The organism is Leifsonia sp. fls2-241-R2A-40a (genome assembly GCF_030209575.1).
GTDB lineage: Bacteria > Actinomycetota > Actinomycetes > Actinomycetales > Microbacteriaceae > Leifsonia.
This window is the reverse complement of sequence record NZ_JARVRS010000001.1, coordinates 2,447,388-2,471,243: the sequence shown is the minus strand read 5'-3', so window position 1 is coordinate 2,471,243 and position 23,856 is coordinate 2,447,388. Positions and strand designations below refer to the sequence as shown.

The window sequence follows — 23,856 nt, the reverse complement described above, 5'->3', positions numbered from 1 at the left end:
GGAGCACCACGCCGCTCAGCGCAGGATGCGCGCGAGCGTCGCGCGCGACTCGGCGTCGGCGGGGCGGTCGCGCACGGTGATCGCGGCCTTCCAGAGCGCCCAGCCGCGGGCGCGCGCCCAGGTCGCCTCGTCGAGGCCGACGCCGACGACGTCGACGAAGGCGTCGCGCGCCGCGCCCTCGAACATCGTCCACGCCGGAACGAGATCGCACGCGGGGTCGCCGACGCCGGAGATGCCGAAGTCGATCACGGCGGTCAGCACGCCCCGCGCATCCACCAGCAGGTTGCCGGGCGCGACGTCGCCGTGGAACCACACCGGCGGGCCCTCCCAGCGGGATGCGGTCGCCTCCGCCCACAGGTCCCGCGCGCGGTCCGCGTCGGCGCCCAGCACCGGGAACGCGGCGAGCGCCTCCTCGCCATACACGTCGGGCGGTGCGCCGCGGAAGAAGTTGTGCGTCCCCGGTCCGGGCGCGCCCTCGACCGGCGCGGAGCGCAACACAACGAGGAAGCGCCCGATCGCTTCGGCGAGCGCAACATCCCGGGACACGTCCCCGAGCAGCACCACCGGGGTGCCCGGCAGCCAGCGGTAGATCGACCACGGCAGCGGGTACTCGTCCACCGGCGCGCCCTCGGCCACGGGCTGCGGGATGGGCAGCGGCAGCAGCGGGGCGAGCCGCGGCAGCCAGTGCTGCTCCTTGGCGACCTGCTCGCGGTATCCCTCCGCGCTCGGCAGCCGCACGCTCAGCTCGTCGCCGAGGCGGAAGGTCCGGTTGTCCCATCCGTCGTGCGGCACCGGGTGGAGGGGCAGCCCGCGCCACTGCGGGAATTGCGCGTCGACCAGCCGGCGGACCAGGGCGGCGTCGATGTGCGGCCGGAGTTCACGCCCGGACATACCGCAGCAGCAGGGTGTCGTCTCCCGTCAGCGTGTGCGCCAGCCGCAGCCCGAGCGGCATGATGGGGGCTGCTCCCGTGGCGATGCGCGACGCGGTTCCGCCCTCGAGACGCGGGCTGATCGTCAGGCACAGTTCGTCCACGGCGCGCGCCGCGATGAGGTCGGCGAACAGGTGCGGACCGCCCTCGCAGTGGATACGCGTCAGCCCGCGCTCGTGCAGCACCGCCAGTCCTCGCTCCGCCTGCACCCGCTCGCGTCCGCAGACCACCACGTCGGCCACCTCGGACAGCGCCTCGCGCGCCTCCGGCCGCGCGAGCTCGGTGGTCAGCACGATCGGGCGCTCCGGCGCATCCTCGAAGATCGAGCTGCGCGGGTCGAGGTCGAGCCCCGCCGACACGATCGCGAAGACGGGATGCGCCGTCATGCCGGCCCCGCTGCGCACCCGCGCCGAGACGGGGTTCACGCGCATCGCGCCGTAGCCCTCCGCCCGGACCGTCCCGGCGCCGACCAGCACGACGTCGCACAGCCGCCGCAGCAGTTCGAACACCCGCCCGTCCACGTCGTTGGACAGTCCGCCGGAGAGCCCCTGGTGGGTCGCCGCGCCGTCGACGCTGCTGACGAAGTTCACCCGCAGCCACGGATCGCCCGCGCCCTCCTGGTACAGGCCCGCGATGTCGTCGTCGCTCAGCTCGGTCTGCGACGGCAGCGGGGACAACCGATGGATGGCGGGCTCAGTCATTCACGTCTCCCATGTTGTGCTTGAGGTAGGCGGGTTCACGAAGGCCCAGCACAGCCTCCGTCATCCTCATGGCGGCGACGGAGGCACGGACGTCGTGCATCCGCACGATGCGTGCGCCGTTCATCACGCTGATGACGGCGGCCGCGAGCGACCCCTCGAGGCGTTCGGCACGCGGAGCATCCAGGGTCTCGCCGATGAAGTCCTTGTTGGAGACGGCGGCGAGCACGGGGAACCCCAGGTCGGCGATCTCGGCGAAGCGGCGGGTCAGCTCCAGCGAGTGCAGGGTGTTCTTGTTGAGGTCGTGGCCGGGGTCGATGATGATCCGCTCCTCCGGCACCCCGGCGGCCATCGCACGCTCCACCCGGTCGAGGAGGAACGCGGACACCTCGGCCACCACATCGTCGTAGTGCGGGCGCGGGTAGGGTCGCCGCGGCTGCGCGAGGCTGTGCGTGATGACGAGCGTCGCCTCGCTGTCCGCGACCACCGGCGCGAGCTCCGGGTCGCTCAGGCCGGTCGTGTCGTTGATGACGGTCGCGCCCGCGGCGAGGGCGTGGCGGGCGACGCTGGAGTGGAAGGTGTCGACGGAGATCACCACATCCGACCCAGCGCGCAGCGCCTCTACAACGGGGACGACGCGCTCGATCTCGTCCTCCACCGGCAGCGGGTCGCCCGGCGCGAAGGGCGCACCGCCGATGTCCACCCAGTCGGCGCCCAGTGCGACGGCCTCGAAGCACGCATCCACCGCCCGGTCGAACGCGTAGGTGCGGCCCTGGTCGAAGAACGAGTCCGGCGTGCGGTTCACCACGGCCATGACGGCCACCTGCCGCGAGAAGTCGAAGGTGCGAGCTCCGATCGTCCGGACCGGGATGCGCAGCGGCGGCAGGTACGGCACGTGCGTCGCCGACCCGTCCGCGTCAGAGGGCGGCAAGGTCGACGCTCTCGTCGGCGAGACGCTCGGCATCCACGCGCTCGCCGGAGCGGATGAGGCGCTGGATGTCGTCCTGCACGTCCCACACGTTCACGTTCATCCCGGCGACCACCCGGTCGTTGCGCAGCCAGAACGCGATGAACTCGCGCGACTCCACGTCGCCGCGGTACACGACGCGAGCGCCCGCTGCGAGCGGCGCATAGCCCGAAAACTCCATGCCCAGATCGTATTGGTCGGTGTAGAAGTACGGGATGTCGTCGTACGACGCGCGCTCGCCGAGGATCGCGTGGGCGGCGACCTTCCCCGTCGTGATCGCGTTCGCCCAGTGCTCGCTGCGCAGGTGGCGGCCGATGGCGGGGAGGAACGGGTCGGCCGCATCGCCGACCGCATAGATGTCCTCGATGCTCGCGCGCATCCCCCGATCGGTGAGGATGCCGTCGGCGACCCGGGCACCGGACCGCTCCGCGACCAGCGTGTTCGGCACCGCTCCGACCCCGGCGACCACCACATCAGCCGGGATGCGCTCCCCCGACGCCAGCACGACCGCCTGCTCCGCGCCCGCGTCCACGCCCACCACCGATGCGCCGTTGTGGAACGTGACGCCCTGCTCTCGGTGCAGCCGCTCGAACAGGCCCCCGAGCTCGCGGCCGATGGAACGGCTCAACGGGACGGCCGAGTGCCCGAGGACGGTCACGTGGTTGCCGTAGCGGCGCGCCGCCGCGGCGACCTCCAGGCCGATCCAGCCGGACCCGACCACCACCACGCGCCGCCCGCCGGGCTTGATCGCCGACCGCAGCCGCGTCGAGTCCTCCCGGGTGCGCAGCGCGAAGACCGCGTCGTGCCCGCTTCCGGGGACGCCGAGCGGACGCGCGTGGGCGCCCGTGGCGAGAACCAGGCTGTCGTAGGTGATCCGGCCGCCCTCCGACACGAACAGCTCGTGGGCCACCGGCTCGAACGACCCGGCCTCGATCCCGGGCAGGAACTCGACCGCGTTGTCGGCGTACCAGGCGGCAGGATGCACGTCCGCCTGGTCGATGCCGCCCTCGCCCTTCAGGTACTCCTTCGACAGCGGCGGGCGGATGTACGGGTGATGCTCCTCCGCACCGAGAAGCAGGATGCGCCCGTCGAAACCGCGCTCCCGCAACTCTGTGGCGACGGTCGCGCCGGCGAGCCCGGCGCCCGCGATGACGACGGTGGGTTTCGACATGACCTCAGCATCCACCGTTCGTACTGCGCGCGCCAGACCTGCCCACTCACCGCACACCGACTGCTCACAGGTAAGACCCAGCCGACGCGCAGATACTAGTTCGCATGAACGCAGGACCCCGCATTCTCATCGTCGACGACGAGCCGAACATCCGCGACCTCCTCACCACCAGCCTCCGTTTCGCCGGGTTCGCCGTGCGCGCGGTCGGGAATGGCGCTCAGGCGATCTCCGCGGTCCTCGAAGAGGAGCCCGACCTCATCATCCTCGACGTCATGCTGCCGGACATGAACGGCTTCGGCGTCACCAAGCGACTCCGCGGCGCCGGCTACACGGCGCCGATCCTCTTCCTCACGGCGAAGGACGACACGGAGGACAAGATCACCGGCCTCACCGTCGGCGGCGACGACTACGTGACCAAGCCGTTCAGCCTCGACGAGATCGTCGCCCGCATCAAGGCCATCCTGCGCCGCACGATGCAGGCCGACGAGGATGCGGTCATCCGCGCCGGCGAGCTCACCATGGACCAGGACACCCACGAGGTCTTCGTCGGCGACACCCCGATCGAGCTCAGCCCGACCGAGTTCAAGCTGCTGCGCTACCTGATGCTCAACCCCAACCGCGTGCTGTCGAAGGCCCAGATCCTCGACCACGTCTGGGAGTACGACTTCAATGGCGACGCGGGCATCGTCGAGTCCTACATCTCCTACCTGCGCCGGAAGGTGGATGCACACTCGAGCGAGCCGCTCATCCAGACCAAGCGCGGATTCGGGTACATGCTCAAGGCCGCCAAGGCCTGAGATGCGCCGCCGGGCATGTGAGCGCACACCGCGCGCACATGCCCGGCACAGCATCCGCTGCATAGACTGACGGCCTGATGCACTCACGCCTGCTCGACCGCTGGAACGCGATCTCCCTGCGCACGAAGATCACGGGCGTGACGGTGCTCATGCTGACCCTCGGGCTCCTCGTCACCGGAATCGGCACGATGGCGATGCTCAAGCCGGTGCTGCTCGACCAGCTGGATGCGCAGCTCTCGGCCGCCTCCGGCGCGTCGTATCTGAACACCTACCTCTTCAAGTCGACCGCCGACGAGGACCAGATCGCCACCGACGCGAGCCCGTCGGACTACTTCGCCGCGCTGTACGACAGCAACGGCAAGCTGGTGAAGACGAACTGGACGAACATCCCGCACGCGCACCGTCCGGACATCCCGACCAGCCTCACGCTCTCGGCAGCCAAGGGCATGCCGCCCGGCGGGTTCACGCTGCACAGCAACGACGGCCGCACCACCTACCGCGCGCTGGCGACGACGCAGACGTTCGCGGGGACGGGCGAGCTCGCCACGGCGATCGTCGCGACCACGACCTCCCAGATCGACACGGTGCTGGCGAGCTTCCTCGCGATCTTCCTCGGCTTCGGCGTCATCGTCATCATCGTCGGCGCGGGCCTGACCCGGATGCTCGTCACCACGACGTTCGCGCCGCTGCGCGAAGTGGAGCAGACGGCCGCCGCGATCGCCGACGGCGACTTCAGCCAGCGCCTCGGCGGCGCCACTCCGAACACGGAGGTCGGGCGGCTGAACCGCTCCCTCAACACGATGCTGAACCGCATCGACCGGGCGTTCAGCGACCGCGCGCGCACCATCGACCAGATGCGCCGCTTCGTCGGGGACGCCTCCCACGAGCTCCGCACCCCGCTGGTGTCGCTGCGCGGCTACGCCGAGCTGTACCGGATGGGCGCCCTCCAGACCCCCGAAGACGTCGCGCAGGCGATGGACCGCATCGAGAAGGAAGCGATCCGCATGGGCATCCTCGTCGAGGACCTGCTCGAGCTCGCCCGCCTGGACGAGACCAAGCCGCTGGACGTGCGCCGCGTCGACCTGGTGAAGATCGCGCAGGATGCCGCCATGGATGCGATGGCCGGCTCCCCCGGCCGCGTGGTGAGCGTGCTCACGCCCGCGGCGGTCGCACCCGACGAGGACGACGAGCTCGAGCCGGGCGTCGACACCGTCCCGATGACGATCCCCGAGTCCGCCTCCCGTCCGTCGAACGCGACGGGCCCGATCGCCTTCGCGGGCGGCGCCCTGGCGCGCCTGCGCCGCGGGCGCGGCCGCCGAGGCGCGACGGAGTCGCTGCCGGTCACGACCGGCGAGAAGATCGTGCTCGCGCATCCCGAGCCGACCGAGCCCGCAATCGTCCTGGCCGAGGAGAACAAGCTGCGCCAGGTGGTGACCAACCTCGTCGGGAACGCTTTGCGCTACACGCCGGAGGGCAGCCCGATCGAGATCGCCGTGCAGGTCGACCACCGCACGGAGCGCGCCGTCCTGGAGGTGCGGGACCACGGTGAGGGCATCCCGCCGCAGATCCGGGAGAAGATCTTCCAGCGCTTCTGGCGCGCCGACACGTCGCGCGCCCGCGAGACCGGCGGCAGCGGCCTGGGCCTCGCGATCGTCTCGTCGATCGTCGCGGCGCACAACGGCACCGTCGACGTCGTCGACACGGACGGCGGGGGCGCGACCTTCCGCGTCTCCCTGCCGCTGGCGGACTCCCCCGCCGCCCCCAAGCCGCTCACCGCGTAGCGCGCCGCGCGCTTCGCGCGCCGCGGGCGCGCCGCGGCATCCACCCGCTCCCGCTGATCTAGTGGGCCCAACACGCCGTTATGGCCGGTGCCCATGGGGCGTGTTGCGACCACTCGATGTCCGCAGTCGGAATGCGAAGGGCGGAGACGCGAAGAGGGCGCCTCCCGATGGGAGACGCCCTCTTGTGGAGTGGTCGGACTTAGAAGTCCATGCCCGCACCCGGGTCGCCCACGGGCGCCGGGTTCTTCTCGGGCTTGTCGGCGACGACGGCCTCGGTGGTGAGGAACAGGCCGGCGATCGACGCAGCGTTCTGCAGCGCCGAGCGGGTGACCTTCACCGGGTCGTTGATGCCGGAGGCCAGCATGTCCACGTACTCGCCGGTCGCGGCGTTGAGGCCGTGTCCGACGGGGAGGTTGCGGACCTTCTCGACCACGACGCCGGCCTCGAGGCCTGCGTTGATGGCGATCTGCTTCAGCGGAGCCTCGATGGCGACCTTGACGATGTTGGCGCCGGTCGCCTCGTCACCGGTGAGCTGGAGCTTCTCGAACGCGGTCTTGCCAGCCTGGATGAGGGCCACGCCACCACCGGCGACGATGCCCTCCTCGACGGCGGCCTTCGCGTTGCGGACGGCGTCCTCAATGCGGTGCTTGCGCTCCTTGAGCTCGACCTCGGTGGCCGCGCCCGCCTTGATGACGGCGACGCCACCGGCGAGCTTGGCGAGGCGCTCCTGGAGCTTCTCGCGGTCGTAGTCCGAGTCGGTGTTCTCGATCTCGTTGCGGATCTGCTGCACGCGACCGGCGATGGTCTCCGGGTCACCGGAGCCCTCGACGATGGTGGTCTCGTCCTTGGTGATGACGACCTTGCGGGCCTGACCGAGCAGGTCGAGGGTGACGTTCTCGAGCTTGAGGCCGACCTCCTCGGAGATGACCTGGCCACCGGTGAGGATGGCGATGTCCTGCAGCATGGCCTTGCGGCGGTCGCCGAAGCCCGGAGCCTTGACGGCGACGGACTTGAAGATGCCGCGGATTTTGTTGACGATCAGCGTGGCCAGGGCCTCGCCGTCGACGTCCTCCGCGATGATGAGGAGCTGCTTGCCCGCCTGGATCACCTTGTCGACGACCGGCAGGAGGTCCTTGATGTTGGAGATCTTCTGGTTGGCGATGAGGATGTACGGGTCCTCGAACACCGCCTCCTGGCGGTCCTGGTCGGTGACGAAGTACTGCGACAGGAAGCCCTTGTCGAAGCGCATGCCCTCGGTCAGCTCGAGCTCGGTGCCGAAGGTGTTCGACTCCTCGACGGTGACGACGCCCTCCTTGCCGACCTTGTCGATCGCCTCGGCGATGATCTCGCCGATGGTGGTGTCGCCGGCGGAGATGGACGCGGTGGCCGCGATCTCCTCCTTGGTCTCGACCTCCTTGGCGGAGGCGACGAGCTCCTCGGTGACGGCCGCGACGGCCTTCTCGATGCCGCGCTTCAGGGTGATGGGGTCGGCGCCGGCTGCGACGTTGCGCAGGCCTTCCTTGACGAGGGCCTGGGCGAGGACGGTCGCGGTGGTCGTTCCGTCACCTGCGACGTCGTCGGTCTTCTTCGCGACCTCCTTGACGAGCTCCGCACCGATCTTCTCGTACGGGTCGTCGAGCTCGATCTCCTTCGCGATGGAGACGCCGTCGTTGGTGATGGTCGGGGCGCCCCACTTCTTCTCGAGGACGACGTTGCGACCGCGCGGGCCCAGCGTCACCTTGACCGTGTCGGCCAGGGTGTTGAGGCCGCGCTCGAGGCCGCGGCGCGCGTCCTCGTTGAAAGCAATGATCTTTGCCATGTGTTTCTCGTCCCTCCCGGACGTCTGCGAAGATTCCGTTTATTAGCACTCGATCAGATGGAGTGCTAAAGCGATTCTGGCACTCGCGGTGATCGAGTGCAAGGCGCGCGGTGGAGCTAGGGGCAGCGCGGAGCGATGCCGCGACCCCAGCGCCGAGGGAGCCTGCGACCGAGGTACGCGATACGGAGGAACAACGAAGCGCCGCCCCTGGCGAGGGACGGCGCTCCGTACTTGCTCTATCGCTGTCAGGCCAGCCGCACCGACTCGGCCTGCGGGCCCTTTTGCCCGGAGCCGACCTCGAACACGACCTGCTGGCCCTCTTCGAGAACCTTGTATCCCGCCATATCAATCGCGGAGTAATGAACGAAAACGTCCTGTCCCCCACCTTCGACGGTGATGAAGCCGTAGCCCTTCTCAGCGTTGAACCACTTCACGGTCCCGTTCGCCATGCATTACTCCCATTGCTGTGTCGCTCGCGCGATCCGACGCCGCGCGTTGAATCACGATCCTAATGCTTGGAATACCTGTCCACGCCAGCGATTTCGTGAATCGATTGCGAAATGAGGCGAAAGTTAAACACGCCTGAAACACAGGGGATGCGGCGGATGCGCGCGGGCTCAGCCCTGGTAGTTCGCGCCGACCACGACGGTGATGTCGGCGCCGGTGTCATCGAACGCGTTGCTCTGCTGGATGGTCGCGCCCGGAAGCGACTGCGCGACGCCCAGCGCAGCGGCCTGGTTGGCGGGGTTCCCGTAGTACACGATCGTCTCGGCGAGGTCGGTCTTGTCGGCGTTCGCCAGGGCGGCCACGGTCCATCCGGCCGCGGTCAGCTTGTCGCCGACCGTCTTCGCCAGTCCTTCCGTCGCAGTGCCGTTCAGCACATTCACCTTGAGCGCCGGGTTCACGGTCGGAACGATCGTCGGCGTCGGTGTGGCGGTCGGTGTCGGCGTCCCCGCCGTCGTGCTCGGAGTGGCCGACGGACCGTGGAACGAGATGTTGCCGTTCACGACAGAGAGTCCGAAGATACCGGCGCCCACGAGGACGATCGTGGCCAGCGCGGCCCAGCCCACAGCGATCCAGGCGCGGCCCCGCGGGCGGGGCGCCCTGTGCGCGCCGATGCGCTGGAGGTCGTCGGGGATCTCGTCGAACCGGTCGCGGGGGAACTTCTCTGCCATCGGGGGATGCGGTCCTTGGGGTCAGTCGCCGGACGGGAGGGTCCGTGCGTGTCGTGCGGCCAGCCTCGCCTCGCGCAGCCGCAGCAGCCTCTTGACGAGCATGGGGTCGTGGCGGAGCGCGGCCGGTCGGTCGATCAGCGCGCCGAGCAACTGATAGTACCGAGCCGCCGAGAGACCGAACTCCTCGCGGATGGCCTGCTCCTTGGCTCCGGCGTGCCGCCACCACTGGCGTTCGAACGCGAGGATCGCGGCATCCCGATCGCTCAGCTGGTCCGTGTCGGAGGACTCGCGGGCGGCGGAAGGCCGTCCGTCGGCTGACCGGGTCACGCGCACCGCCTTCCCTCGTCACGGATGCCGGACGATGGCCGGCATGCCGGTCGCGCCCCGCGCTCGCGGATCATCCTAGGGCGCTGGCCCTGTGTGTTGCCCGTTTCGCCGCGGCACGTCGCACGAGGAGACGGGGAACAGATGAGGGGACGCCCCCGTTTAGTCTGGAGAGGACGAAAGGGAGTGGCATGGCACAGAACGACACCACCCAGGACGGCTACACGGTCGCGAAGAGCGACGCCGAGTGGCGCCAGGAGCTCAGCCCCGAGCAGTACGCGGTGCTGCGGGAGGCAGGCACCGAGCGGCCGTGGACCGGCGAGCTGCTCGACGAGAGCCGCGCCGGCCTCTACACCTGTGCGGCGTGCGGTGCCGAGCTGTTCCAGGCCGGGACGAAGTTCGACTCGGGATGCGGCTGGCCGAGTTTCTACGAGTCGATCCGCCCCGAAGCGGTGAACCTGATTGAGGACAACAGCCTCGGGATGGTGCGCACCGAGGTCCGCTGCGCGAGCTGCGGATCGCACCTGGGCCACGTCTTCCCCGACGGCTTCGGCACCCCGACCGGCGACCGCTACTGCATGAACTCGATCTCGCTGAACTTCACGCCGGAGGCCTGATGGCCGACGGCGCGGGCAGCGCGGCCGCGATCGGGGATCTGCCCGGCCGGGTGGCGGCCCGGCGGTCGTACTCGCGGGTGACCCCGGCGGCGCCGACGCACGAGGAGCTGCTGCCGCTGGTCGCGGCGGCCGGCCGCGTCGCCGACCACAGCGCACTGCATCCCTGGCGGATCATCGAGCTCCGCGGCGATGCCCGCGTCCGGCTCGGGCACGCTTTCGTGAAGGATGCGAGGCTGAGCGGCCCGGACGCCGAGAAGCTGGCGTCGAAGCCGCTGCGCTCCTCTCTCCTGCTGGCCATCGTGTCGGTCCGCACGAAGAGCGAGAAAGTGCCCGGCTGGGAGCAGGACGCGGTCGCGTCGGGTGTGGCGCACATCCTGAGCCTGCTGCTGCACGACGCGGGCTGGGGTGTGATCTGGCGCACGGGCCACCACACGCGGTCGAAGGCGGTGCACACGATGCACGGCCTGGCGAAGAACGAGCGGCTGCTGGGCTGGCTGTACGTCGGCGGCATCCCCGCGGACAGCAAGGAAGGTCACCGGAAGGTGATCGACCCCGAGCGGTTCCTCACGACGCTCGACTGAGCGCCGGCGTGCTCAGGCCGGGACGCGTCGCCGGCCCCAGCGAATGCTGGCGATGCCGACGGCGACGATCGCGAGCAGCGTCCCTCCGATGGTGGAGAACGCGAGAGTGTGTCCCGCGGTCGGGAGCAGCAGGTCGAGCAGCAGCGCAGCCGCGAGCTGCCCGGCGACCGTGGCGAGGCCTAGCAGCAGCACCCCGGTGATGCGCACGAGGAGCGCGGTGACGCCGATGAAGACGCAGCCCAGCGACCCGCCGATGTAGAGCCACGGCTCGCTCGGCAGTGCGTTCGGGAGTCCGGCGACCGCCCAGCGTCCGAGCATCAGGACCACCAGCACGGTGCTTCCGACGGCGAAGTTGATGAACGTCGCCGTGAGGGCGCTCTCGGCGACGGAGCGCACCTGCCCGTTGACGGCCTGCTGCCAGCCCGTGCCGAGTCCGGCGATGAACGGCAGCAGCATGAGCCAGACCGGGGCGCTGCCGCCGAACTGCGCCGACACCGCCCAGGTCACCGCGACGAGGGCGAGCAGCGCACCGACCAGCCGGGCCGCTGTGAGGGGGCGGCGACCGCCCGGCCCGATGCCTACGCGGTCGAGGACGAGCCCGCTGATCGTCTGGCCCGCGACGACGGCCACGGTGAACAGCGCGACGCCGAGCGCGGCGGCGGTCAGCCCCTGCGAGAGCACCAGGAACGAGCCGGCCGCTCCGCCAAGGACGTACCACCAGCGCAGAGCGCGACTGCGGAGCGCCTCACGGATGCGCGCGAGGCCGCGACGGCCCGCGGGGGCGATCGCGAGCGCCACCGTCAGGATGATCAGACCGGATCCGAAGGAGATCGCGGCCGCGGTGAACCCGTCGCCCAGCCGGCTGCCGAGCTCGCCGTTGATCCGGGATTGCAGCGCCACCAGCGCGCCGCAGAACAGGGCGATGACGAGGGCGAGCCAGAGCGGGAACGAACGAGGTGTCACTCCTGCAAGCCTAGGGCCGCCCGGCGGCGGTCAGGGCGCAGGTGCGTCGCCGTCGGTGGGCTCCGGGTGAGGAAGCCAGTCGCTGTTCTCCTCGGGCGCGACCTCCTTCTCCACGCTCAGGTCGTAGTCGTCGTCGTTCTTCTTGTCGCTCATGCCGTCACCCTACGCTCGGGTCTCCGCGCCGCCAGGGAGGTCGGCGAGGTACCCGAGCGGCGACTCGATCGCGTCCGCGATCTCGCGCAGGAACCCGGCGGCCACTCCCCCGTCCGTCACCCGGTGGTCGAACACCAGCGACAGCTGCAGGATGCGGCGGGGCACGATCGCGCCGTCCACGACCCACGGCCGTTCGATGGCTCGGCCGAGGCCGAGGATGGCGACCTCGGGGTGGTTGATGATCGCCGCGCTGCCGTCGACGCCGAGGCTGCCGTAGTTGTTGATCGTGAAGGTGGAGCCGGCGAGGTCGGCGGGCGGGAGCGTCCCCTCCCGCGCGGCGCGGGCCAGGCGGTCGAGTTCGGCGTCGAGCTCGCGGACGGACAGCCGATCGGCTCGGCGGACCACCGGGACGAGCAGCCCGCGGTCGGTGTCGGCGGCGAAGCCGAGGTTGACGCCGTCGAAGGTGACGAGCCCGGTGCCGTCGGGCGCGACGCGTCCCGCGAGTTCGGGATGCCGCGCGAGCGCCGCGAGCGCGAACCGGGCGACGAACGCGAGGAACGACGGGGCGCGGCCGGAGCCGGCGAGGCGGCGGCGGCCGTCCCAGAGGTCGGTGGCGTCCACATCCACCCACACGGTCGCCTCGGGGATCTCGGAGCGGCTGCGCGTCATCGTCTCGGCCACCGTGCGGCGCAGGCGCGAGAACGGGACGCTGTCGCGGACGGCGAGGCCGGTGCGCTGGTCGGTGCCGGAGGGCGGAGCTTCCGCGGGAGCGGACGGAGATGCGGCGACGTGCGAGGTCGGTGCGGTCGCGAAGGCGGCCTCGACATCTTTGCGCGTGACCACGCCGTCCGGGCGGCTGGGCCGCAGCGTCGCGAGATCGATGCCGTGGCTGCGGGCGAGAGTGCGGACTACGGGTGAGACGACCGGCACCACCCGGGAGGACGCCACGGCCGGCGCAGCGGGCGCGGCCGCAGGCGACGCCGCAGGCGGGCGCTCAGCCGTGAGGGTCGATGCGCGGGACACGCGGGCGCGGCGGCCGGCGTGCGTCGTCGTGCCGTAGCCGACCAGCACCTGACCGGACCCACTCGACGCAGCGTTCGGCGCTTCGGCGGCGACCGCCGCCTCCACCGCCTCCGCAGCTTCCTCCTCGACCTCGATCAGCGGCGCCCCGACGAGGATGGCGTCGCCCTCCTCGCCGTGCAGCGCGGCCACGCGGCCGGCGTACGGGGACGGCACCTCGACCACCGACTTCGCGGTCTCGACCTCGGCGATCGGCTGGTCGGTCGTGACCGTGTCGCCGACGGCGACCAGCCAGTGGACCAGCTCCGCGTCGGTGAGACCCTCGCCGAGGTCCGGCAGGGTGAAGACCCGCGCGGTCATGCGTCCTCCCACTGCAGCGCATCCACCGCATCCAGCACCCGGTCGACATCGGGCAGGTAGAACCGCTCGAGCTTCGGCGGCGCGAACGGGGTGTCGAAGCCGGTCACCCGGCGCACCGGCGCGAGGAGGTGGTGGAAGCAGCGCTCCGAGACGCGGGCCGCGATCTCCGCGGCCATGCTGGCGAAGCCGGGAGCCTCCGCGATGACGACCGCGCGGCCGGTCCGGCGGACGGCGGCGCAGACGGTCTCGTCGTCGAACGGCACCAGCGAGCGCAGGTCGATCACGCCGATGCTGCGTCCCTCCTCGGCCGCGGCCTCCGCCGCGGCGAGCGCGACGGGTACCGAGGGTCCGTACGCGATCAGCGTGGCGTCGGTGCCCTCCCGCGCGACGCGCGCGCGACCGATCTCGGGCAGTGGGGCGGAGGTGTCCACGTCGCCGCTCGTCCAGTACAGCTTCTTGGGTTCGAGGAAGACGACCGGGTCGGGATGCGCGATCGCGGCGCGCAGCAGGCCGTACGCGTCCTGCGGCGTCGTCGGCGAGACCACCGTGAGGCCGGGAGTGTGCACGTAGTACGCCTCCGACGAGTCGGAGTGGTGCTCCACCCCGCCGATCCCGCCCGCGTAGGGGATGCGCACGACCATCGGCAGGCGCATCCGGCCGCGGGTGCGGTTGCCCATCTTGGCGACGTGATCCACGATCTGCTCGAAGGCGGGGTACGCGAACGCGTCGAACTGCATCTCGACGACCGGGCGCATCCCGTTCATGGCCATGCCGACCGCGGTGCCGACGATGCCGGCCTCGGCGAGCGGGGTGTCGAAGCAGCGGTCCTCGCCGAAGCGCGCGGTCAGTCCGTCGGTGATGCGGAAGACGCCGCCGAGGGTTCCGACATCCTCGCCGAAGACCAGCACGGACGGGTCGGCGGCGAGCGCATCGGCTAGGGCTCGGTTGAGCGCCTGCGCCATCGTCATGGTGACGGGGGCGGTGGATGCGGCGGGCGCGGCGGTGCGCGCAGCGGCGGAGTCGGCGTCCCGGTCGGCGGGTGCGTCGTGCATGAGGGTCATCGTGCGGCCTCCTCTGTGCTGGTCTCTGTGCTCGTGCGCGCCGCGGCACGTTCGGCGGCGAGCTGCTCCGCCTGCTCGCGCAGCTGCGGCGTGGGTGTGGCGTAGACGTGGGCGAACAGGTCCTCGGGATGCGGCTCCGCATCGGCGTTGATCGCCGTGCGGAGGTCGGCGGCCACCCGCTCGGCGTGGGCGTGGGCCTCCGCGTCGTCACCGTCGGTCAGCGCTCCCTGCGCGGTCAGCCAAGTGCGCAGCCGCAGCAGCGGGTCGCGGGCGAGCCACGGCTCCACCTCGTCCTGGGTGCGGTAGCGGGTCGCGTCGTCGGCGTTCGTGTGCGACTTGATCCGGTAGGTGACCGCTTCGACGAGGGTCGGACCGCCGCCCTCGCGCGCTTCGTCGACGGCCTCTCCGAGCACGGCGAGCAGGGCGGCGAGGTCGTTGCCGTCGACCAGCCGGCCGCGCATCCCGTACCCGACGCCTTTGTGCGCGATGCTCGGCGCGGCCGTCTGCCGGCTGAGCGGAACGGAGATCGCGAAACCGTTGTTCTGCACCAAGAAGACGACCGGGAGGTGGAAGACCGCCGCGAAGTTGAGCGCCTCGTGGAAGTCGCCCTCGCTGGTGGCGCCGTCGCCGCACATCGCGAGCACGACGGTGTCCTCTCCCCGCATCCGTGCCGCGTGCGCGAAGCCGACCGCGTGCAGCAGCTGGGTGGCGAGCGGGGTCGCCTGCGGCGCCACGTGGTACTCGGTCGGGTCGTAGCCGGAGTGCCAGTCGCCGCGCAGCAGCACGAACGCCTCGAACGGGTCGACGCCGCGGGCGATCACGGCCACGGTGTCGCGGTAGGTGGGGAACATCCAGTCCTGCTCGCCCAGCACCATGGCCGCGGCGATCTCGCACGCCTCCTGGCCGTGCGACGACGGGTACACCGCGAGCCGGCCCTGACGCACGAGCGCGTCGGCCTGGTCGTTGAGGCGGCGGGCGAGCACCAGCCGACGGTAGCCGTCGCGGAGGGTGTCCGCGTCCGGGCGGCGGGCGGGGTCGATCGCGGCGGATCCGGCGGGATCGTCCGTGCCGTCCTGGTCGATGAGCCGCAGCGGGGTCTCGCCCGGCAGCAGGTCGTCCGCGCGCAGCGGTGCGTCGGCGTGCATCCGTTCTCCTTTGAAAGACGTCGCTCATCATCAGGATGACTTCGACGGACGTCCCGCGCTACGGGTGCCGCGGAGTCGAGACGAATGGATGCGCGGCGGCTCGTTCGGTGCCAGACTGTCCAGCACCATGGACGACATCGACGTGCGCATCCTGGACGCTCTGCGCGCCGACGGCCGCGCCTCCATCACGGCGGTCGCGGAGGCCGCCCACGTCTCGCGGGCCAACGCCTACGCCCGTGTCGCGCGGATGGTCTCGGACGGCGTGATCACGGGCTTCACGGCGAAGGTCGACCCGCGGCTGTCGGGCCGCACGTCGTCCGCGTACGTGACCATGCGCGTGGAGCAGGCGGCCTGGCACGACCTGCGCGACCGGCTGCAGAGCATCCCCGAGGTCGAGCACTTCGCCCTCACCGGCGGCGACTTCGACGTCATCCTGCTGGTGCGAGCCCGTGACAACGAGGATCTCCGGCGCGTGGTGCTGGAAGAGCTGACGAGCATCCCGTCGGTGCGCGACACCAAGACGTCGCTGGTGTTCGAGGACCACGACCAGCGATGACCATCCGGCTCCCCGTCAGCGATCGCGACCCCTCGCGGGCCGACTGGATGGAGCTGTTCTTCGACCTGATCTTCGTCGCGCTCGTCGGCCAGCTCGCGCACGGTCTGCACGCGCATCCCGGATTCGCGGCCATCGGTGTGTTCCTGGCGCTCTTCGCCGCGGTCTGGTGGTCGTGGGCCAACCTGACGTTCGTCGTCGACGTCTCGCCCCAACTCACCCGTCGCGGACTGTCGCTGGTGATGCTCGCGGCGATGTTCGCGGTCGGGGCGATGGCGGTCGCCGCCCCCGAGGCGATCGGCGAGCGCGCATGGCTGTTCGCGGCCGGGAACGCCGCCATCCGGATCGTGCTGCTGGCGGTGTGGATGCGGCTCTCCTGGCGCGACGGCGTGGCGTCGCGCATCCGCATCTCGTCGTACAACGGGTTCACGGCGGTGCTGTGGCTGGTGTCGATCTGGGTGCCGGAGCCGGCCGGGTACGTGCTGTGGGCGGTCGCGATCGCGCTCGAGGTGATCCTACTGGTGACGACGGCGTCGCGCTGGTCGTCGGGGCGGTTCGAGACGCTCAACGTCGAGCACTTGTCGGAGCGCTTCGGCCTGCTCGTCATCATCGTGCTCGGCGAGTCGGTGCTCAGCATGGTCGCGGCGGTGTCGGAGGCGTGGACGGTCGCGGCGGGCGTCGTGGGGTTCCTCGGGCTCGTGACGGTCGCCCTCCTCGCGTGGTCCTTCTTCTTGTTCGGGGTTGATGCGATGCAGGCCGGGCTGGTGCGGCTGCGTGAGCGGCGGGACGTGCGCGGCATCCGGGACACGGTCGCCTTCCTGCCGTTCGTGCTGCTCGCCGGGGTGACCGCGGTGTCCGCTGCGCTCGCCGAGGCGATCGCGCATCCGTTCGAGCCGCTGCCGCCCGCGCTCGCCGTGTGCCTCGGCGGAGGGATCGCCCTCTACTACGCGACGAACGCGGCGATCTCGCGCCGGTACGGCGACCCGTGGCCGGTCGTGCTGCGGTGGGGCGTGCCTGCGGTGGTGCTGTCGCTGCTGCTGGTGCCGATCGGCGTGGTGGTCCCGGCGGCGGCGACGGTCGCGTGCGCGGTCGTCGCGCTGGGCTACGTGATCCCGCACGCCGAGGTGTCGGCGCGCCGGCGGGCGCGCGCGGCGCGCGCCTGACGGAAGCATCGCACCGTCCGCACCCCCGCGGTCGAAAACGGAGGAGATGCCCGCAGAATCCAGCCGCGACCTCCTCCCTTCCGCTCCGTTCTTCGGCGTTTCGGCACGGAACTCCTCCCTTTCGTCGCCGCCACCGCCAGGGTCGAAAACGGAGGAATGGCGTGCAACGCGTCGGGCGGCCCAGCCGAGACGGAGGAGTTCGCAGCGAATCGAGCCGCAAGCTCCTCCCTTCGCTGCATCCGCCGGCGCGCCGGCACGGAACTCCTCCCTTTCCGCCAGGGCCGCCGCCGTGTCGGAAATGGAGGAGATGGCGCGCGGCACGCCGACGGATGCAGCGAAGGGACGAGATGGCGCACGGGAGGGACGGGATGTCCTCCGTTCAGCACGCGCGAGGGCGCGACGGCGCGACGGCCGGAGCAGTTGCCCGAGCGCGGAGCGTCTGCAACGATGGGAGCTACTGAACGATCGTTCGGTAATTCGGTGTTTCGTCGGGTTCGAGGGAGAGCGCGATGGCGGAGGCCTACCTCGTCGGCGGCGTGCGCACGCCCGTCGGCCGTTACGGCGGCGCGCTGGCGGGCGTCCGCGCGGACGACCTCGCCGCACTCGTCGTCGCCGAGGCGGTCCGCCGCGCCGCCGCGCCGCCGGACGCGCTCGACGAGGTGATCCTGGGCGCCGCCAACCAGGCCGGCGAGGACAACCGGAACGTCGCCCGCATGGCGGTGCTGCTCGCCGGGCTGCCCGACGAGGTCCCGGCCATGACGGTGAACCGGCTGTGCGCCTCCGGCCTCACCGCCGTCATCCAGGCCGCGCAGGCGATCCGCGCAGGGGATGCGGACCTGATCGTTGCGGGCGGCGTCGAGTCGATGACGCGGGCGCCCTGGGTGCAGGCGAAGCCTGACAAGCCCTGGTCGCGTCCCGGCCCCCAGTTTGACACGTCCATCGGCTGGCGCTTCACCAACCCCCGTCTCCTCGCTCGCGACAAGGCGACCTACACGATGCCCGAAACGGCGGAGGAGGTCGCCCGTCTCGACGGGATCAGCCGGGAGGAGGCGGACGCGTTCGCACTGGAGAGCCACCGGCGAGCTGCGGCTGCGGCGGACGGCGGACGGTTCGACGCCGAGCTGATCGACGTCGAGACACCGAGCGGCCCGGTCAGTGCCGACGAGGGGATCCGCCGTGACACCGGTCCGGAGGCTCTCGCCCGATTGAAGCCGGTCGTCGCCGGCGGCAGCGTCGTCACCGCGGGCAACGCCTCCCCGCTCAACGACGGAGCCTCGGCCATCGTCGTCGCCAGCGCGGAGGCGGTGGAGCGGTACGGACTGCAGCCGCGCGCGCGGATCGTCGCCGCAGCGAGCGCGGGGGTCGCCCCGGAGGTGATGGGCCTCGGCCCGGTGCCGGCGACGCAGAAGGCGCTCGCCCGCGCCGGCCTCGGCGTCGAGGACCTCGACGCGGTCGAGCTCAACGAAGCGTTCGCCAGCCAGGCCATCGCGTGCATCCGGCGACTCGGGCTCGACCCCGCCCGCGTCAACGCCGACGGCGGAGCCATCGCGCTGGGTCATGCCCTCGGGTCGAGCGGGTCGCGCATCCTGGTCACCCTGCTCGGACGGATGGAGCGGGAGGGCGCGCGACGCGGGCTCGCGACCATGTGCGTGGGCGTCGGCCAAGGCACCTCGCTGATCGTGGAGGCGGTATGACCGACGACCGCAGCCTCCGGATCGAGGAGCACCCGGACCGGGTCGTGGTGACGCTCGACCGGCCCGAGCGCCGCAACGCGATCGACCAGGCCATGGTGAACGAGCTGCACGGGGTGTGCGCGGCGCTGGAGAGCGAGCCGCGCATCCTGCTTCTCACCGGGGCGCACGGCGTCTTCGCGTCGGGCGCCGACATCGCCGAGCTGCGGGAGCGGACGGCGGCGGATGCGCACCGCGGCATCAACGACACGATCTTCGACCGCATCGCGGCTCTGCCGATGCCGGTCATCGCCGCGCTCGACGGCTACGCCCTCGGCGGCGGGGCCGAGCTCGCGTACGCGGCCGACCTCCGCGTCGGCACGCCCCGGCTGCGGATCGGCAACCCCGAGACGGGGCTCGGGATCATCGCGGCCGCGGGCGCGCTGTGGCGGCTTCCGCAGCTGGTGGGGCTGCCGCTCGCGACCGAGCTGGTGCTGACCGGGCGCATCCTGAACGGGCAGGAGGCGCTCGCGGCGGGTCTGGTGTCGTCCCTGCACGAGCCGGAGGACCTGCTCGGCGCCGCGCACGCCCTCGCCGACCGGATCGCCGCGAACGACCCGCTCGCGACGCGGCTGACCAAGCGGGTGCTGCGGGCGCCGATCGCCGAGCATCCCGCAGCCGAGCGCGAAGCCCAGGCGGAGCTGTTCGAGTCGCCGGAGAAGAAGCGGCGCATGACCGAATTCCTGGAACGGAGGTCGCGATGAGCACGGACGGATCGGGAGGCGCTGAGCTGCAGGACGCCCTGCCGTCGCGCGTCGCCGTCATCGGCGGCGGACGGATGGGCGCCGGAATCGCGCACGCCTTCCTCATGGCCGGCGCCGAGGTCGCGGTGGTCGAGCGCGACGCGTCGGCGGCGTCGGAGGCGCGCGACCGCATCCTCTCGGCCGTGGAGGGCAGCGTGCTGCGCGGGGCGACCCCACCCGACCCGGCGCGCCTCCTCGTGACGGTGACGTGGGAGGCGCTCAGCGGAGCAGGACTGGCGATCGAGGCCGTCCCCGAGGTGCTCGACTTCAAGCGCGAGGCGTTGCGCCGCGCCGAAGACCTGCTCCCGGTGGATGCGGTGCTCGCCACCAACACGTCCTCCCTCTCGATCGACGCCCTCGCCGCCGGGCTCGAGCGGCCCGGGGCCTTCCTGGGGCTCCACTTCTTCAACCCGGTGCCCGCCTCCGCCCTCGTGGAGATCGTGCTCGGCACCGCGACCGCGACCACGGCGGCGGAGTCCGCCGAGCGCTGGATCCGCGCCCTCGGCAAGACCACCGTCACCGTGCGCGACTCCCCCGGCTTCGCCTCCTCGCGTCTCGGGGTGCTGCTGGGCCTGGAGGCCATCCGCATGGTCGAGGACGGTGTCGCCACCCCGGACGACATCGACACGGCGATGGAGCTCGGCTACAAGCATCCCGTCGGCCCGCTGCGGCTCACCGACATGGTGGGGCTGGATGTCCGGCTCGATATCGCCGAATACCTCGCGCGCGAACTCGGGCCGCGGTTCGAGCCGCCCGAGCTGCTGCGGCAGATGGTCGCCGAGGGGATGCTCGGACGGAAGACCGGCCAGGGGTTCTTCTTCTGGGGAGCCGACGGCTCGTCCATCCCTACCGCCGGGGAGCGTCCACGATGAGGTTGGTGATGCGCGCCGTGCACAGCCGGTTGCCGTCCTCGTCCGACACGACGACCTCGTGCGAGGTGATCGTGCGACCCAGCCGGATCGCGGTCGCGACGCCGGTGACGAGCCCCGACCGTGCCGCGCGGTGGTGCGTCGCGTTGATGTCGACGCCGACCGCGCTCCGCCCGGGCCCGGCGTGGATGACGGCCGCCCAGGAGCCGAGCGCCTCGGCGAAGGCGACCGACGCGCCGCCGTGCAGCAGCCCGAACGACTGGCGGTTGCCCTCCACCGGCATGGTCGCCACCACGCGTTCCGCGGACTGCTCCAGGATGCGCACGCCCATCTTCACATCGAGCTCGCCCAGTTCGATCGTCCAGTCGCCATCGGCCATGCCGTCAGCTTACGCATCCACCCACCCGCACCCCTCCGGAGGCCTTCGATGATCCTGCCCAGCTATCTGCGCGACGAATGGTGGACGCCGGACACCGAGGACGGCGCGGCCGACGTGCTCGACGCCTCCACCGGCGAGCTGCTCACCCGGGTCAGCACCGCCGGGCTCGACCTCGCCGGAGCGCTCGAACACGCCCGCACGGTCGGGCAGCGCTCCCTCGGCGAGCTGACCTTCCACCAGCGCGCCCTGCTGCTGAAGCAGCTGGCGCAGGCGCTGACCGAGCGGAAGGACGAGCTCTACGCACTGTCGGCCGCCTCGGGCGCGACGCGCGCCGACGCATGGATCGACGTCGACGGCGGCATCGGCGCGATGTTCACCTACGGGTCGAAGGGGCGCCGCGAGCTGCCCAACGCCCAGGTCGTGCTCGACGGACCGGCGGAGCAGCTGTCGAAGGACGGCAGCTTCCTCGGCCGGCACGTGTACACGCGCCTGCCGGGCGTCGCGGTGCAGATCAACGCGTTCAACTTCCCGGTCTGGGGGATGCTCGAGAAGTTCGCGCCGTCGTTCCTGGCGGGCATGCCGACGCTGGTGAAGCCGGCCACCCCCACGGCGTTCGTCGCCGAGGCGGCGGTGCGGATCATGGTCGAGTCCGGGCTGCTGCCCGCCGGCACGCTGCAGTTGGTGAGCGGCTCGGTCCCCGACCTGTTCGAGAACCTCCGGCTGGGCGACCTGGTCGCGTTCACCGGGTCCGCATCCACCGCCGAACGGCTCAAGGCGCACGACTCGGTGCAGACCGGCGGGGTGCGCTTCTCGAGCGAGACCGACTCGATCAACGCCTCCGTGCTCGGTCCCGACGCTGTCACCGGTACGCCCGAGTTCGACGCGTACGTGAAGGGGCTCGTCGTCGAGATGACCGCGAAGTCCGGGCAGAAGTGCACGGCGATCCGCCGCGCGATCGTGCCCGGCCCGCTCGTCGACGACGTGATCGGCGCCGTGCGCGAGCGCATCTCCTCCCGGGTCGTCATCGGCGACCCGCGGGCGGAGGGCGTCACCATGGGACCGCTCGCCTCACGCGCCCAGCGCGAGGAGGTGCTGCGCCAGGTGGCCCGCCTGGTCGGGGCCGGCGGCGAGCTCGCCATCGGCGGACTCGACCAGCCGACCGTGACGCATGCGGACGGCACGACCGGGGTCGCGCTCGAGGGCGCGTTCGTCGGACCGATGCTGCTGCGCTTCGCCGACGCGTGGACGCCGGAGGCGCACACGGTCGAGGCGTTCGGACCGGTCGCGAGCGTGCTCGCCTACGACACCGCCGAGGAGGCGGTCGCGCTGGTCGCCCGCGGCGGCGGATCGCTCGTGACGAGCGTGGCGACCCACGACCCGGACTTCGCCCGCAGCTTCGTGCTCGGCTCGGCGGCGTACAACGGCCGCATCCTCGTGCTCGACCGCGACGACGCGCGCACCTCCACCGGCCACGGCTCCCCCATGCCGCACCTCGTCCACGGCGGCCCGGGACGCGCCGGCGGCGGGGAAGAGCTGGGCGGCATCCGCGCGGTGATGAACCACATGCAGCGGACGGCGCTGCAGGGATCGCCCGACCTGCTCACCGCGATCACCGGGGTGTGGCATCCCGGTGCGGCCGCGTCGTCCGCGGCACCGCATCCCTTCCGCAAGTCGCTCGAGACGCTGCGGATCGGCGACCAGGTGCAGTCCGGCTCGCGGCGGGTGACCCTCGACGACATCGAGACGTTCGCGACCTTCACCGGCGACACGTTCTACGCGCACATGGACGAGGAGGCGGCGGCCGCGAACCCGTTCTTCCCCGGCCGGGTGGCGCACGGGTACCTGCTCGTCTCGTGGGCCGCGGGCCTGTTCGTCGACCCGGCGCCCGGTCCCGTGCTCGCCAACTACGGGCTGGAGGACCTGCGGTTCCTCACCCCCGTCGTCCCGGGCGACAGCATCCGCGTCGCGCTCACCGCGAAGCAGATCACGCCGCGCGAGACGGACCCGTACGGCGAGGTCCGGTGGGACGCGCGCATCCTGAACCAGCGCGACGAGCTCGTCGCCACCTACGACGTGCTCACCCTCGTCTCCAAGTAGCCCTCTCGGCCTTCGCCACGTGCGGGATTCGTCACGAATGCGCGGCATTCGTCACGAATCCCGCGCATTCGTCACGAATCGGCGCACCTCGTGGCGCTCCAGCAGCCGGCGGTCAGCGGAGGGCGAGGGCGAGGATCGTGTCCGCGAGGTCGTCAGGACTCAGCGGCCCGGCGGGGTCGTACCACTCGGTGAGCGAGTTGATCATGCCGAACAGGAGGCGCGCGACGACGGCGGGGTCGGCATCCGCCCGCAGCGATCCCTCCTCCCGGGCCTCGGCGACGAGCGCCGCGACGGCGTGGTCGAAGGCGCGGCGGCGTTCGAGGGCGGCGCGCTCCACGTCGGTGTTGCCCCGCACCCGCAGCAGCAGGGTCACGTACGGCAGTCGGTCGGCCAGCACCCGGACGGCCCCGCGCAGCACGAACGCGAGCCGGTCGCCGGCCGGTCCGCTGGTGGCCTCCGGCGCCCGCAGCAGACCCTCCAGCCCACCGAGCGCCTCGTCGAGCGCCAGCCCGAGCAGTTCGTCCTTGGAGGCGACGTGGTGGTAGATCGCCGACTTCGACAGTCCGAGCCGGTCGGCGAGCATCCCGATCGAGGTGGCGTCGTAGCCGTGCTCGTTGAACGCGGCGACCGCGACCTCGAGGATCCCGCGCTGGTCGTATCCGGGGCGACCGCGGCGAAGCGCTTCCGGAGTCCCGGCGTCGGAGGGCAGCGTCTCGGTCACCCGCTCAGTCTGGCACGCAGCCCTTTCATGCGGATATACT

25 protein-coding genes are annotated in these 23,856 nt (G+C 71.5%); 10 read left to right on the top strand and 15 right to left on the bottom strand.

What is annotated here, in order from left to right; all coding sequences use genetic code 11:
• Positions 1-15: 15 nt before the first annotated feature.
• From QRN40_RS12295 to QRN40_RS12280, 4 genes are read right to left on the bottom strand one after another with little or no spacing between them, the layout of a single operon-like run.
• The gene (locus QRN40_RS12295; protein WP_285115938.1) at positions 16-891 is read right to left on the bottom strand and encodes an aminoglycoside phosphotransferase family protein; all 876 of its coding nucleotides are present in this window, start codon (positions 889-891) and stop codon (positions 16-18) included.
• Entirely contained in the window at positions 878-1,630 is a 753-nt protein-coding gene (locus QRN40_RS12290) for a pyrimidine reductase family protein (RefSeq protein WP_285115937.1), read from the bottom strand. Before QRN40_RS12290 ends, QRN40_RS12295 begins: the two co-directional genes overlap by 14 nt.
• Positions 1,623-2,591: a dihydropteroate synthase gene (gene folP / locus QRN40_RS12285; protein ID WP_502878918.1), complete on the bottom strand. Its 969-nt coding sequence runs from the start codon at positions 2,589-2,591 to the stop codon at positions 1,623-1,625. Before folP ends, QRN40_RS12290 begins: the two co-directional genes overlap by 8 nt.
• Positions 2,545-3,765: an NAD(P)/FAD-dependent oxidoreductase gene (locus QRN40_RS12280; protein WP_285115935.1), complete on the bottom strand. Its 1,221-nt coding sequence runs from the start codon at positions 3,763-3,765 to the stop codon at positions 2,545-2,547. The genes folP and QRN40_RS12280 overlap by 47 nt, the downstream gene beginning before the upstream one ends.
• Before the next feature lie 104 nt (positions 3,766-3,869).
• Between QRN40_RS12280 and QRN40_RS12275 the strand changes: the two genes are divergently transcribed.
• On the top strand, positions 3,870-4,562 hold the full coding sequence (locus QRN40_RS12275; protein WP_018191755.1) for a response regulator transcription factor: 693 nt from the start codon (positions 3,870-3,872) through the stop codon (positions 4,560-4,562).
• A gap of 77 nt (positions 4,563-4,639) precedes the next feature.
• Positions 4,640-6,343: a sensor histidine kinase gene (locus QRN40_RS12270; protein ID WP_285115931.1), complete on the top strand. Its 1,704-nt coding sequence runs from the start codon at positions 4,640-4,642 to the stop codon at positions 6,341-6,343.
• Positions 6,344-6,542: 199 nt separating this feature from the next.
• Here QRN40_RS12270 and groL read toward each other — a convergent pair whose 3' ends face one another.
• The 4 genes from groL to QRN40_RS12250 form a co-directional block, all read right to left on the bottom strand.
• Positions 6,543-8,162: a chaperonin GroEL gene (gene groL / locus QRN40_RS12265; protein ID WP_285115930.1), complete on the bottom strand. Its 1,620-nt coding sequence runs from the start codon at positions 8,160-8,162 to the stop codon at positions 6,543-6,545.
• 245 nt (positions 8,163-8,407) lie between these two features.
• Positions 8,408-8,611, bottom strand: coding sequence for a cold-shock protein (locus tag QRN40_RS12260; RefSeq protein ID WP_115695343.1), 204 nt, complete (start codon positions 8,609-8,611; stop codon positions 8,408-8,410).
• Between the two features lie 168 nt (positions 8,612-8,779).
• Positions 8,780-9,337, bottom strand: a complete 558-nt coding sequence (locus QRN40_RS12255; RefSeq protein WP_285115929.1) for a LytR C-terminal domain-containing protein — start codon at positions 9,335-9,337, stop codon at positions 8,780-8,782.
• A gap of 21 nt (positions 9,338-9,358) precedes the next feature.
• Positions 9,359-9,670 (bottom strand): DUF3263 domain-containing protein, encoded by a 312-nt coding sequence (locus QRN40_RS12250; RefSeq protein WP_502878917.1) that lies wholly within the window; start codon positions 9,668-9,670, stop codon positions 9,359-9,361.
• A 182-nt stretch (positions 9,671-9,852) separates the two neighbouring features.
• On the opposite strand from QRN40_RS12250, the gene msrB reads away from it, so the two are divergent.
• Positions 9,853-10,278, top strand: coding sequence for a peptide-methionine (R)-S-oxide reductase MsrB (msrB, locus tag QRN40_RS12245; RefSeq protein ID WP_285115926.1), 426 nt, complete (start codon positions 9,853-9,855; stop codon positions 10,276-10,278).
• Positions 10,278-10,859 (top strand): nitroreductase family protein, encoded by a 582-nt coding sequence (locus QRN40_RS12240; protein ID WP_285115925.1) that lies wholly within the window; start codon positions 10,278-10,280, stop codon positions 10,857-10,859. The genes msrB and QRN40_RS12240 overlap by 1 nt, the downstream gene beginning before the upstream one ends.
• Positions 10,860-10,871: 12 nt before the next feature.
• On the opposite strand, the gene QRN40_RS12235 is transcribed toward QRN40_RS12240, so the two are convergent.
• Genes QRN40_RS12235 through pdhA form a run of 5 tightly spaced genes read right to left on the bottom strand, consistent with a single transcriptional unit; the run spans position 10,872 to position 15,561 of the window.
• On the bottom strand, positions 10,872-11,822 hold the full coding sequence (locus tag QRN40_RS12235) for a DMT family transporter (protein WP_285115924.1): 951 nt from the start codon (positions 11,820-11,822) through the stop codon (positions 10,872-10,874).
• Between the two features lie 30 nt (positions 11,823-11,852).
• The gene (locus tag QRN40_RS12230; protein WP_285115923.1) at positions 11,853-11,975 is read right to left on the bottom strand and encodes a hypothetical protein; all 123 of its coding nucleotides are present in this window, start codon (positions 11,973-11,975) and stop codon (positions 11,853-11,855) included.
• Between the two features lie 9 nt (positions 11,976-11,984).
• Positions 11,985-13,355, bottom strand: coding sequence for a dihydrolipoamide acetyltransferase family protein (locus tag QRN40_RS12225; protein ID WP_285115922.1), 1,371 nt, complete (start codon positions 13,353-13,355; stop codon positions 11,985-11,987).
• A complete protein-coding gene (locus tag QRN40_RS12220) occupies positions 13,352-14,416 on the bottom strand; it encodes an alpha-ketoacid dehydrogenase subunit beta (protein ID WP_285115921.1) in 1,065 nt (354 codons plus the stop codon). Before QRN40_RS12220 ends, QRN40_RS12225 begins: the two co-directional genes overlap by 4 nt.
• Positions 14,413-15,561, bottom strand: coding sequence for a pyruvate dehydrogenase (acetyl-transferring) E1 component subunit alpha (gene pdhA / locus QRN40_RS12215; RefSeq protein ID WP_285115920.1), 1,149 nt, complete (start codon positions 15,559-15,561; stop codon positions 14,413-14,415). The genes QRN40_RS12220 and pdhA overlap by 4 nt, the downstream gene beginning before the upstream one ends.
• Before the next feature lie 127 nt (positions 15,562-15,688).
• Here pdhA and QRN40_RS12210 point away from each other — a divergent pair, with 127 nt between their 5' ends.
• The 5 genes from QRN40_RS12210 to QRN40_RS12190 all read left to right on the top strand — a co-directional run bounded on the left by QRN40_RS12210 (position 15,689) and on the right by QRN40_RS12190 (position 20,622).
• Positions 15,689-16,117, top strand: coding sequence for an Lrp/AsnC family transcriptional regulator (locus QRN40_RS12210; RefSeq protein WP_285115919.1), 429 nt, complete (start codon positions 15,689-15,691; stop codon positions 16,115-16,117).
• The gene (locus tag QRN40_RS12205; RefSeq protein WP_285115918.1) at positions 16,114-17,277 is read left to right on the top strand and encodes a low temperature requirement protein A; all 1,164 of its coding nucleotides are present in this window, start codon (positions 16,114-16,116) and stop codon (positions 17,275-17,277) included. Before QRN40_RS12210 ends, QRN40_RS12205 begins: the two co-directional genes overlap by 4 nt.
• Before the next feature lie 509 nt (positions 17,278-17,786).
• Entirely contained in the window at positions 17,787-18,971 is a 1,185-nt protein-coding gene (locus QRN40_RS12200; protein WP_285115917.1) for a thiolase family protein, read from the top strand.
• Positions 18,968-19,711 (top strand): enoyl-CoA hydratase/isomerase family protein, encoded by a 744-nt coding sequence (locus QRN40_RS12195; protein ID WP_285115915.1) that lies wholly within the window; start codon positions 18,968-18,970, stop codon positions 19,709-19,711. Before QRN40_RS12200 ends, QRN40_RS12195 begins: the two co-directional genes overlap by 4 nt.
• Entirely contained in the window at positions 19,708-20,622 is a 915-nt protein-coding gene (locus QRN40_RS12190; RefSeq protein ID WP_285115914.1) for a 3-hydroxyacyl-CoA dehydrogenase family protein, read from the top strand. The genes QRN40_RS12195 and QRN40_RS12190 overlap by 4 nt, the downstream gene beginning before the upstream one ends.
• On the opposite strand, the gene QRN40_RS12185 is transcribed toward QRN40_RS12190, so the two are convergent.
• Complete coding sequence (locus tag QRN40_RS12185; protein WP_285115913.1) at positions 20,597-20,998, bottom strand: PaaI family thioesterase; 402 nt, start codon at positions 20,996-20,998, stop codon at positions 20,597-20,599. The genes QRN40_RS12190 and QRN40_RS12185 overlap by 26 nt on opposite strands.
• A gap of 48 nt (positions 20,999-21,046) precedes the next feature.
• On the opposite strand from QRN40_RS12185, the gene paaZ reads away from it, so the two are divergent.
• Positions 21,047-23,095 carry a phenylacetic acid degradation bifunctional protein PaaZ gene (paaZ, locus tag QRN40_RS12180; RefSeq protein ID WP_285115912.1) on the top strand — a complete coding sequence of 683 codons (2,049 nt, stop codon included), beginning with the start codon at positions 21,047-21,049 and terminating at the stop codon, positions 23,093-23,095.
• A 112-nt stretch (positions 23,096-23,207) separates the two neighbouring features.
• Here paaZ and QRN40_RS12175 read toward each other — a convergent pair whose 3' ends face one another.
• Positions 23,208-23,816 (bottom strand): TetR/AcrR family transcriptional regulator, encoded by a 609-nt coding sequence (locus QRN40_RS12175; RefSeq protein WP_285115911.1) that lies wholly within the window; start codon positions 23,814-23,816, stop codon positions 23,208-23,210.
• Positions 23,817-23,856 lie beyond the last annotated feature (40 nt).

What these genes read in the sequence shown, in the direction of transcription:
- QRN40_RS12260 (WP_115695343.1), bottom strand. Translation starts at nt 8,611, where the DNA reads ATGGCGAACGGGACCGTGAAGTGGTTCAACGCTGAGAAGGGCTACGGC.
- QRN40_RS12255 (WP_285115929.1), bottom strand. Translation starts at nt 9,337, where the DNA reads ATGGCAGAGAAGTTCCCCCGCGACCGGTTCGACGAGATCCCCGACGAC.
- QRN40_RS12295 (WP_285115938.1), bottom strand. Translation starts at nt 891, where the DNA reads ATGTCCGGGCGTGAACTCCGGCCGCACATCGACGCCGCCCTGGTCCGC.
- QRN40_RS12220 (WP_285115921.1), bottom strand. Translation starts at nt 14,416, where the DNA reads ATGACCCTCATGCACGACGCACCCGCCGACCGGGACGCCGACTCCGCC.
- QRN40_RS12230 (WP_285115923.1), bottom strand. Translation starts at nt 11,975, where the DNA reads ATGAGCGACAAGAAGAACGACGACGACTACGACCTGAGCGTGGAGAAG.
- pdhA (WP_285115920.1), bottom strand. Translation starts at nt 15,561, where the DNA reads ATGCACGCCGACGCACCGCTGCGCGCGGACGACCTGCTGCCGGGCGAG.
- QRN40_RS12200 (WP_285115917.1), top strand. Translation starts at nt 17,787, where the DNA reads ATGGCGGAGGCCTACCTCGTCGGCGGCGTGCGCACGCCCGTCGGCCGT.
- QRN40_RS12280 (WP_285115935.1), bottom strand. Translation starts at nt 3,765, where the DNA reads ATGTCGAAACCCACCGTCGTCATCGCGGGCGCCGGGCTCGCCGGCGCG.
- QRN40_RS12270 (WP_285115931.1), top strand. Translation starts at nt 4,640, where the DNA reads ATGCACTCACGCCTGCTCGACCGCTGGAACGCGATCTCCCTGCGCACG.
- QRN40_RS12185 (WP_285115913.1), bottom strand. Translation starts at nt 20,998, where the DNA reads ATGGCCGATGGCGACTGGACGATCGAACTGGGCGAGCTCGATGTGAAG.
- msrB (WP_285115926.1), top strand. Translation starts at nt 9,853, where the DNA reads ATGGCACAGAACGACACCACCCAGGACGGCTACACGGTCGCGAAGAGC.
- QRN40_RS12225 (WP_285115922.1), bottom strand. Translation starts at nt 13,355, where the DNA reads ATGACCGCGCGGGTCTTCACCCTGCCGGACCTCGGCGAGGGTCTCACC.
- QRN40_RS12240 (WP_285115925.1), top strand. Translation starts at nt 10,278, where the DNA reads ATGGCCGACGGCGCGGGCAGCGCGGCCGCGATCGGGGATCTGCCCGGC.
- QRN40_RS12275 (WP_018191755.1), top strand. Translation starts at nt 3,870, where the DNA reads ATGAACGCAGGACCCCGCATTCTCATCGTCGACGACGAGCCGAACATC.
- QRN40_RS12205 (WP_285115918.1), top strand. Translation starts at nt 16,114, where the DNA reads ATGACCATCCGGCTCCCCGTCAGCGATCGCGACCCCTCGCGGGCCGAC.
- groL (WP_285115930.1), bottom strand. Translation starts at nt 8,162, where the DNA reads ATGGCAAAGATCATTGCTTTCAACGAGGACGCGCGCCGCGGCCTCGAG.
- QRN40_RS12190 (WP_285115914.1), top strand. Translation starts at nt 19,708, where the DNA reads ATGAGCACGGACGGATCGGGAGGCGCTGAGCTGCAGGACGCCCTGCCG.
- paaZ (WP_285115912.1), top strand. Translation starts at nt 21,047, where the DNA reads ATGATCCTGCCCAGCTATCTGCGCGACGAATGGTGGACGCCGGACACC.
- QRN40_RS12210 (WP_285115919.1), top strand. Translation starts at nt 15,689, where the DNA reads ATGGACGACATCGACGTGCGCATCCTGGACGCTCTGCGCGCCGACGGC.
- QRN40_RS12290 (WP_285115937.1), bottom strand. Translation starts at nt 1,630, where the DNA reads ATGACTGAGCCCGCCATCCATCGGTTGTCCCCGCTGCCGTCGCAGACC.
- folP (WP_502878918.1), bottom strand. Translation starts at nt 2,591, where the DNA reads ATGCCGAGCGTCTCGCCGACGAGAGCGTCGACCTTGCCGCCCTCTGAC.
- QRN40_RS12195 (WP_285115915.1), top strand. Translation starts at nt 18,968, where the DNA reads ATGACCGACGACCGCAGCCTCCGGATCGAGGAGCACCCGGACCGGGTC.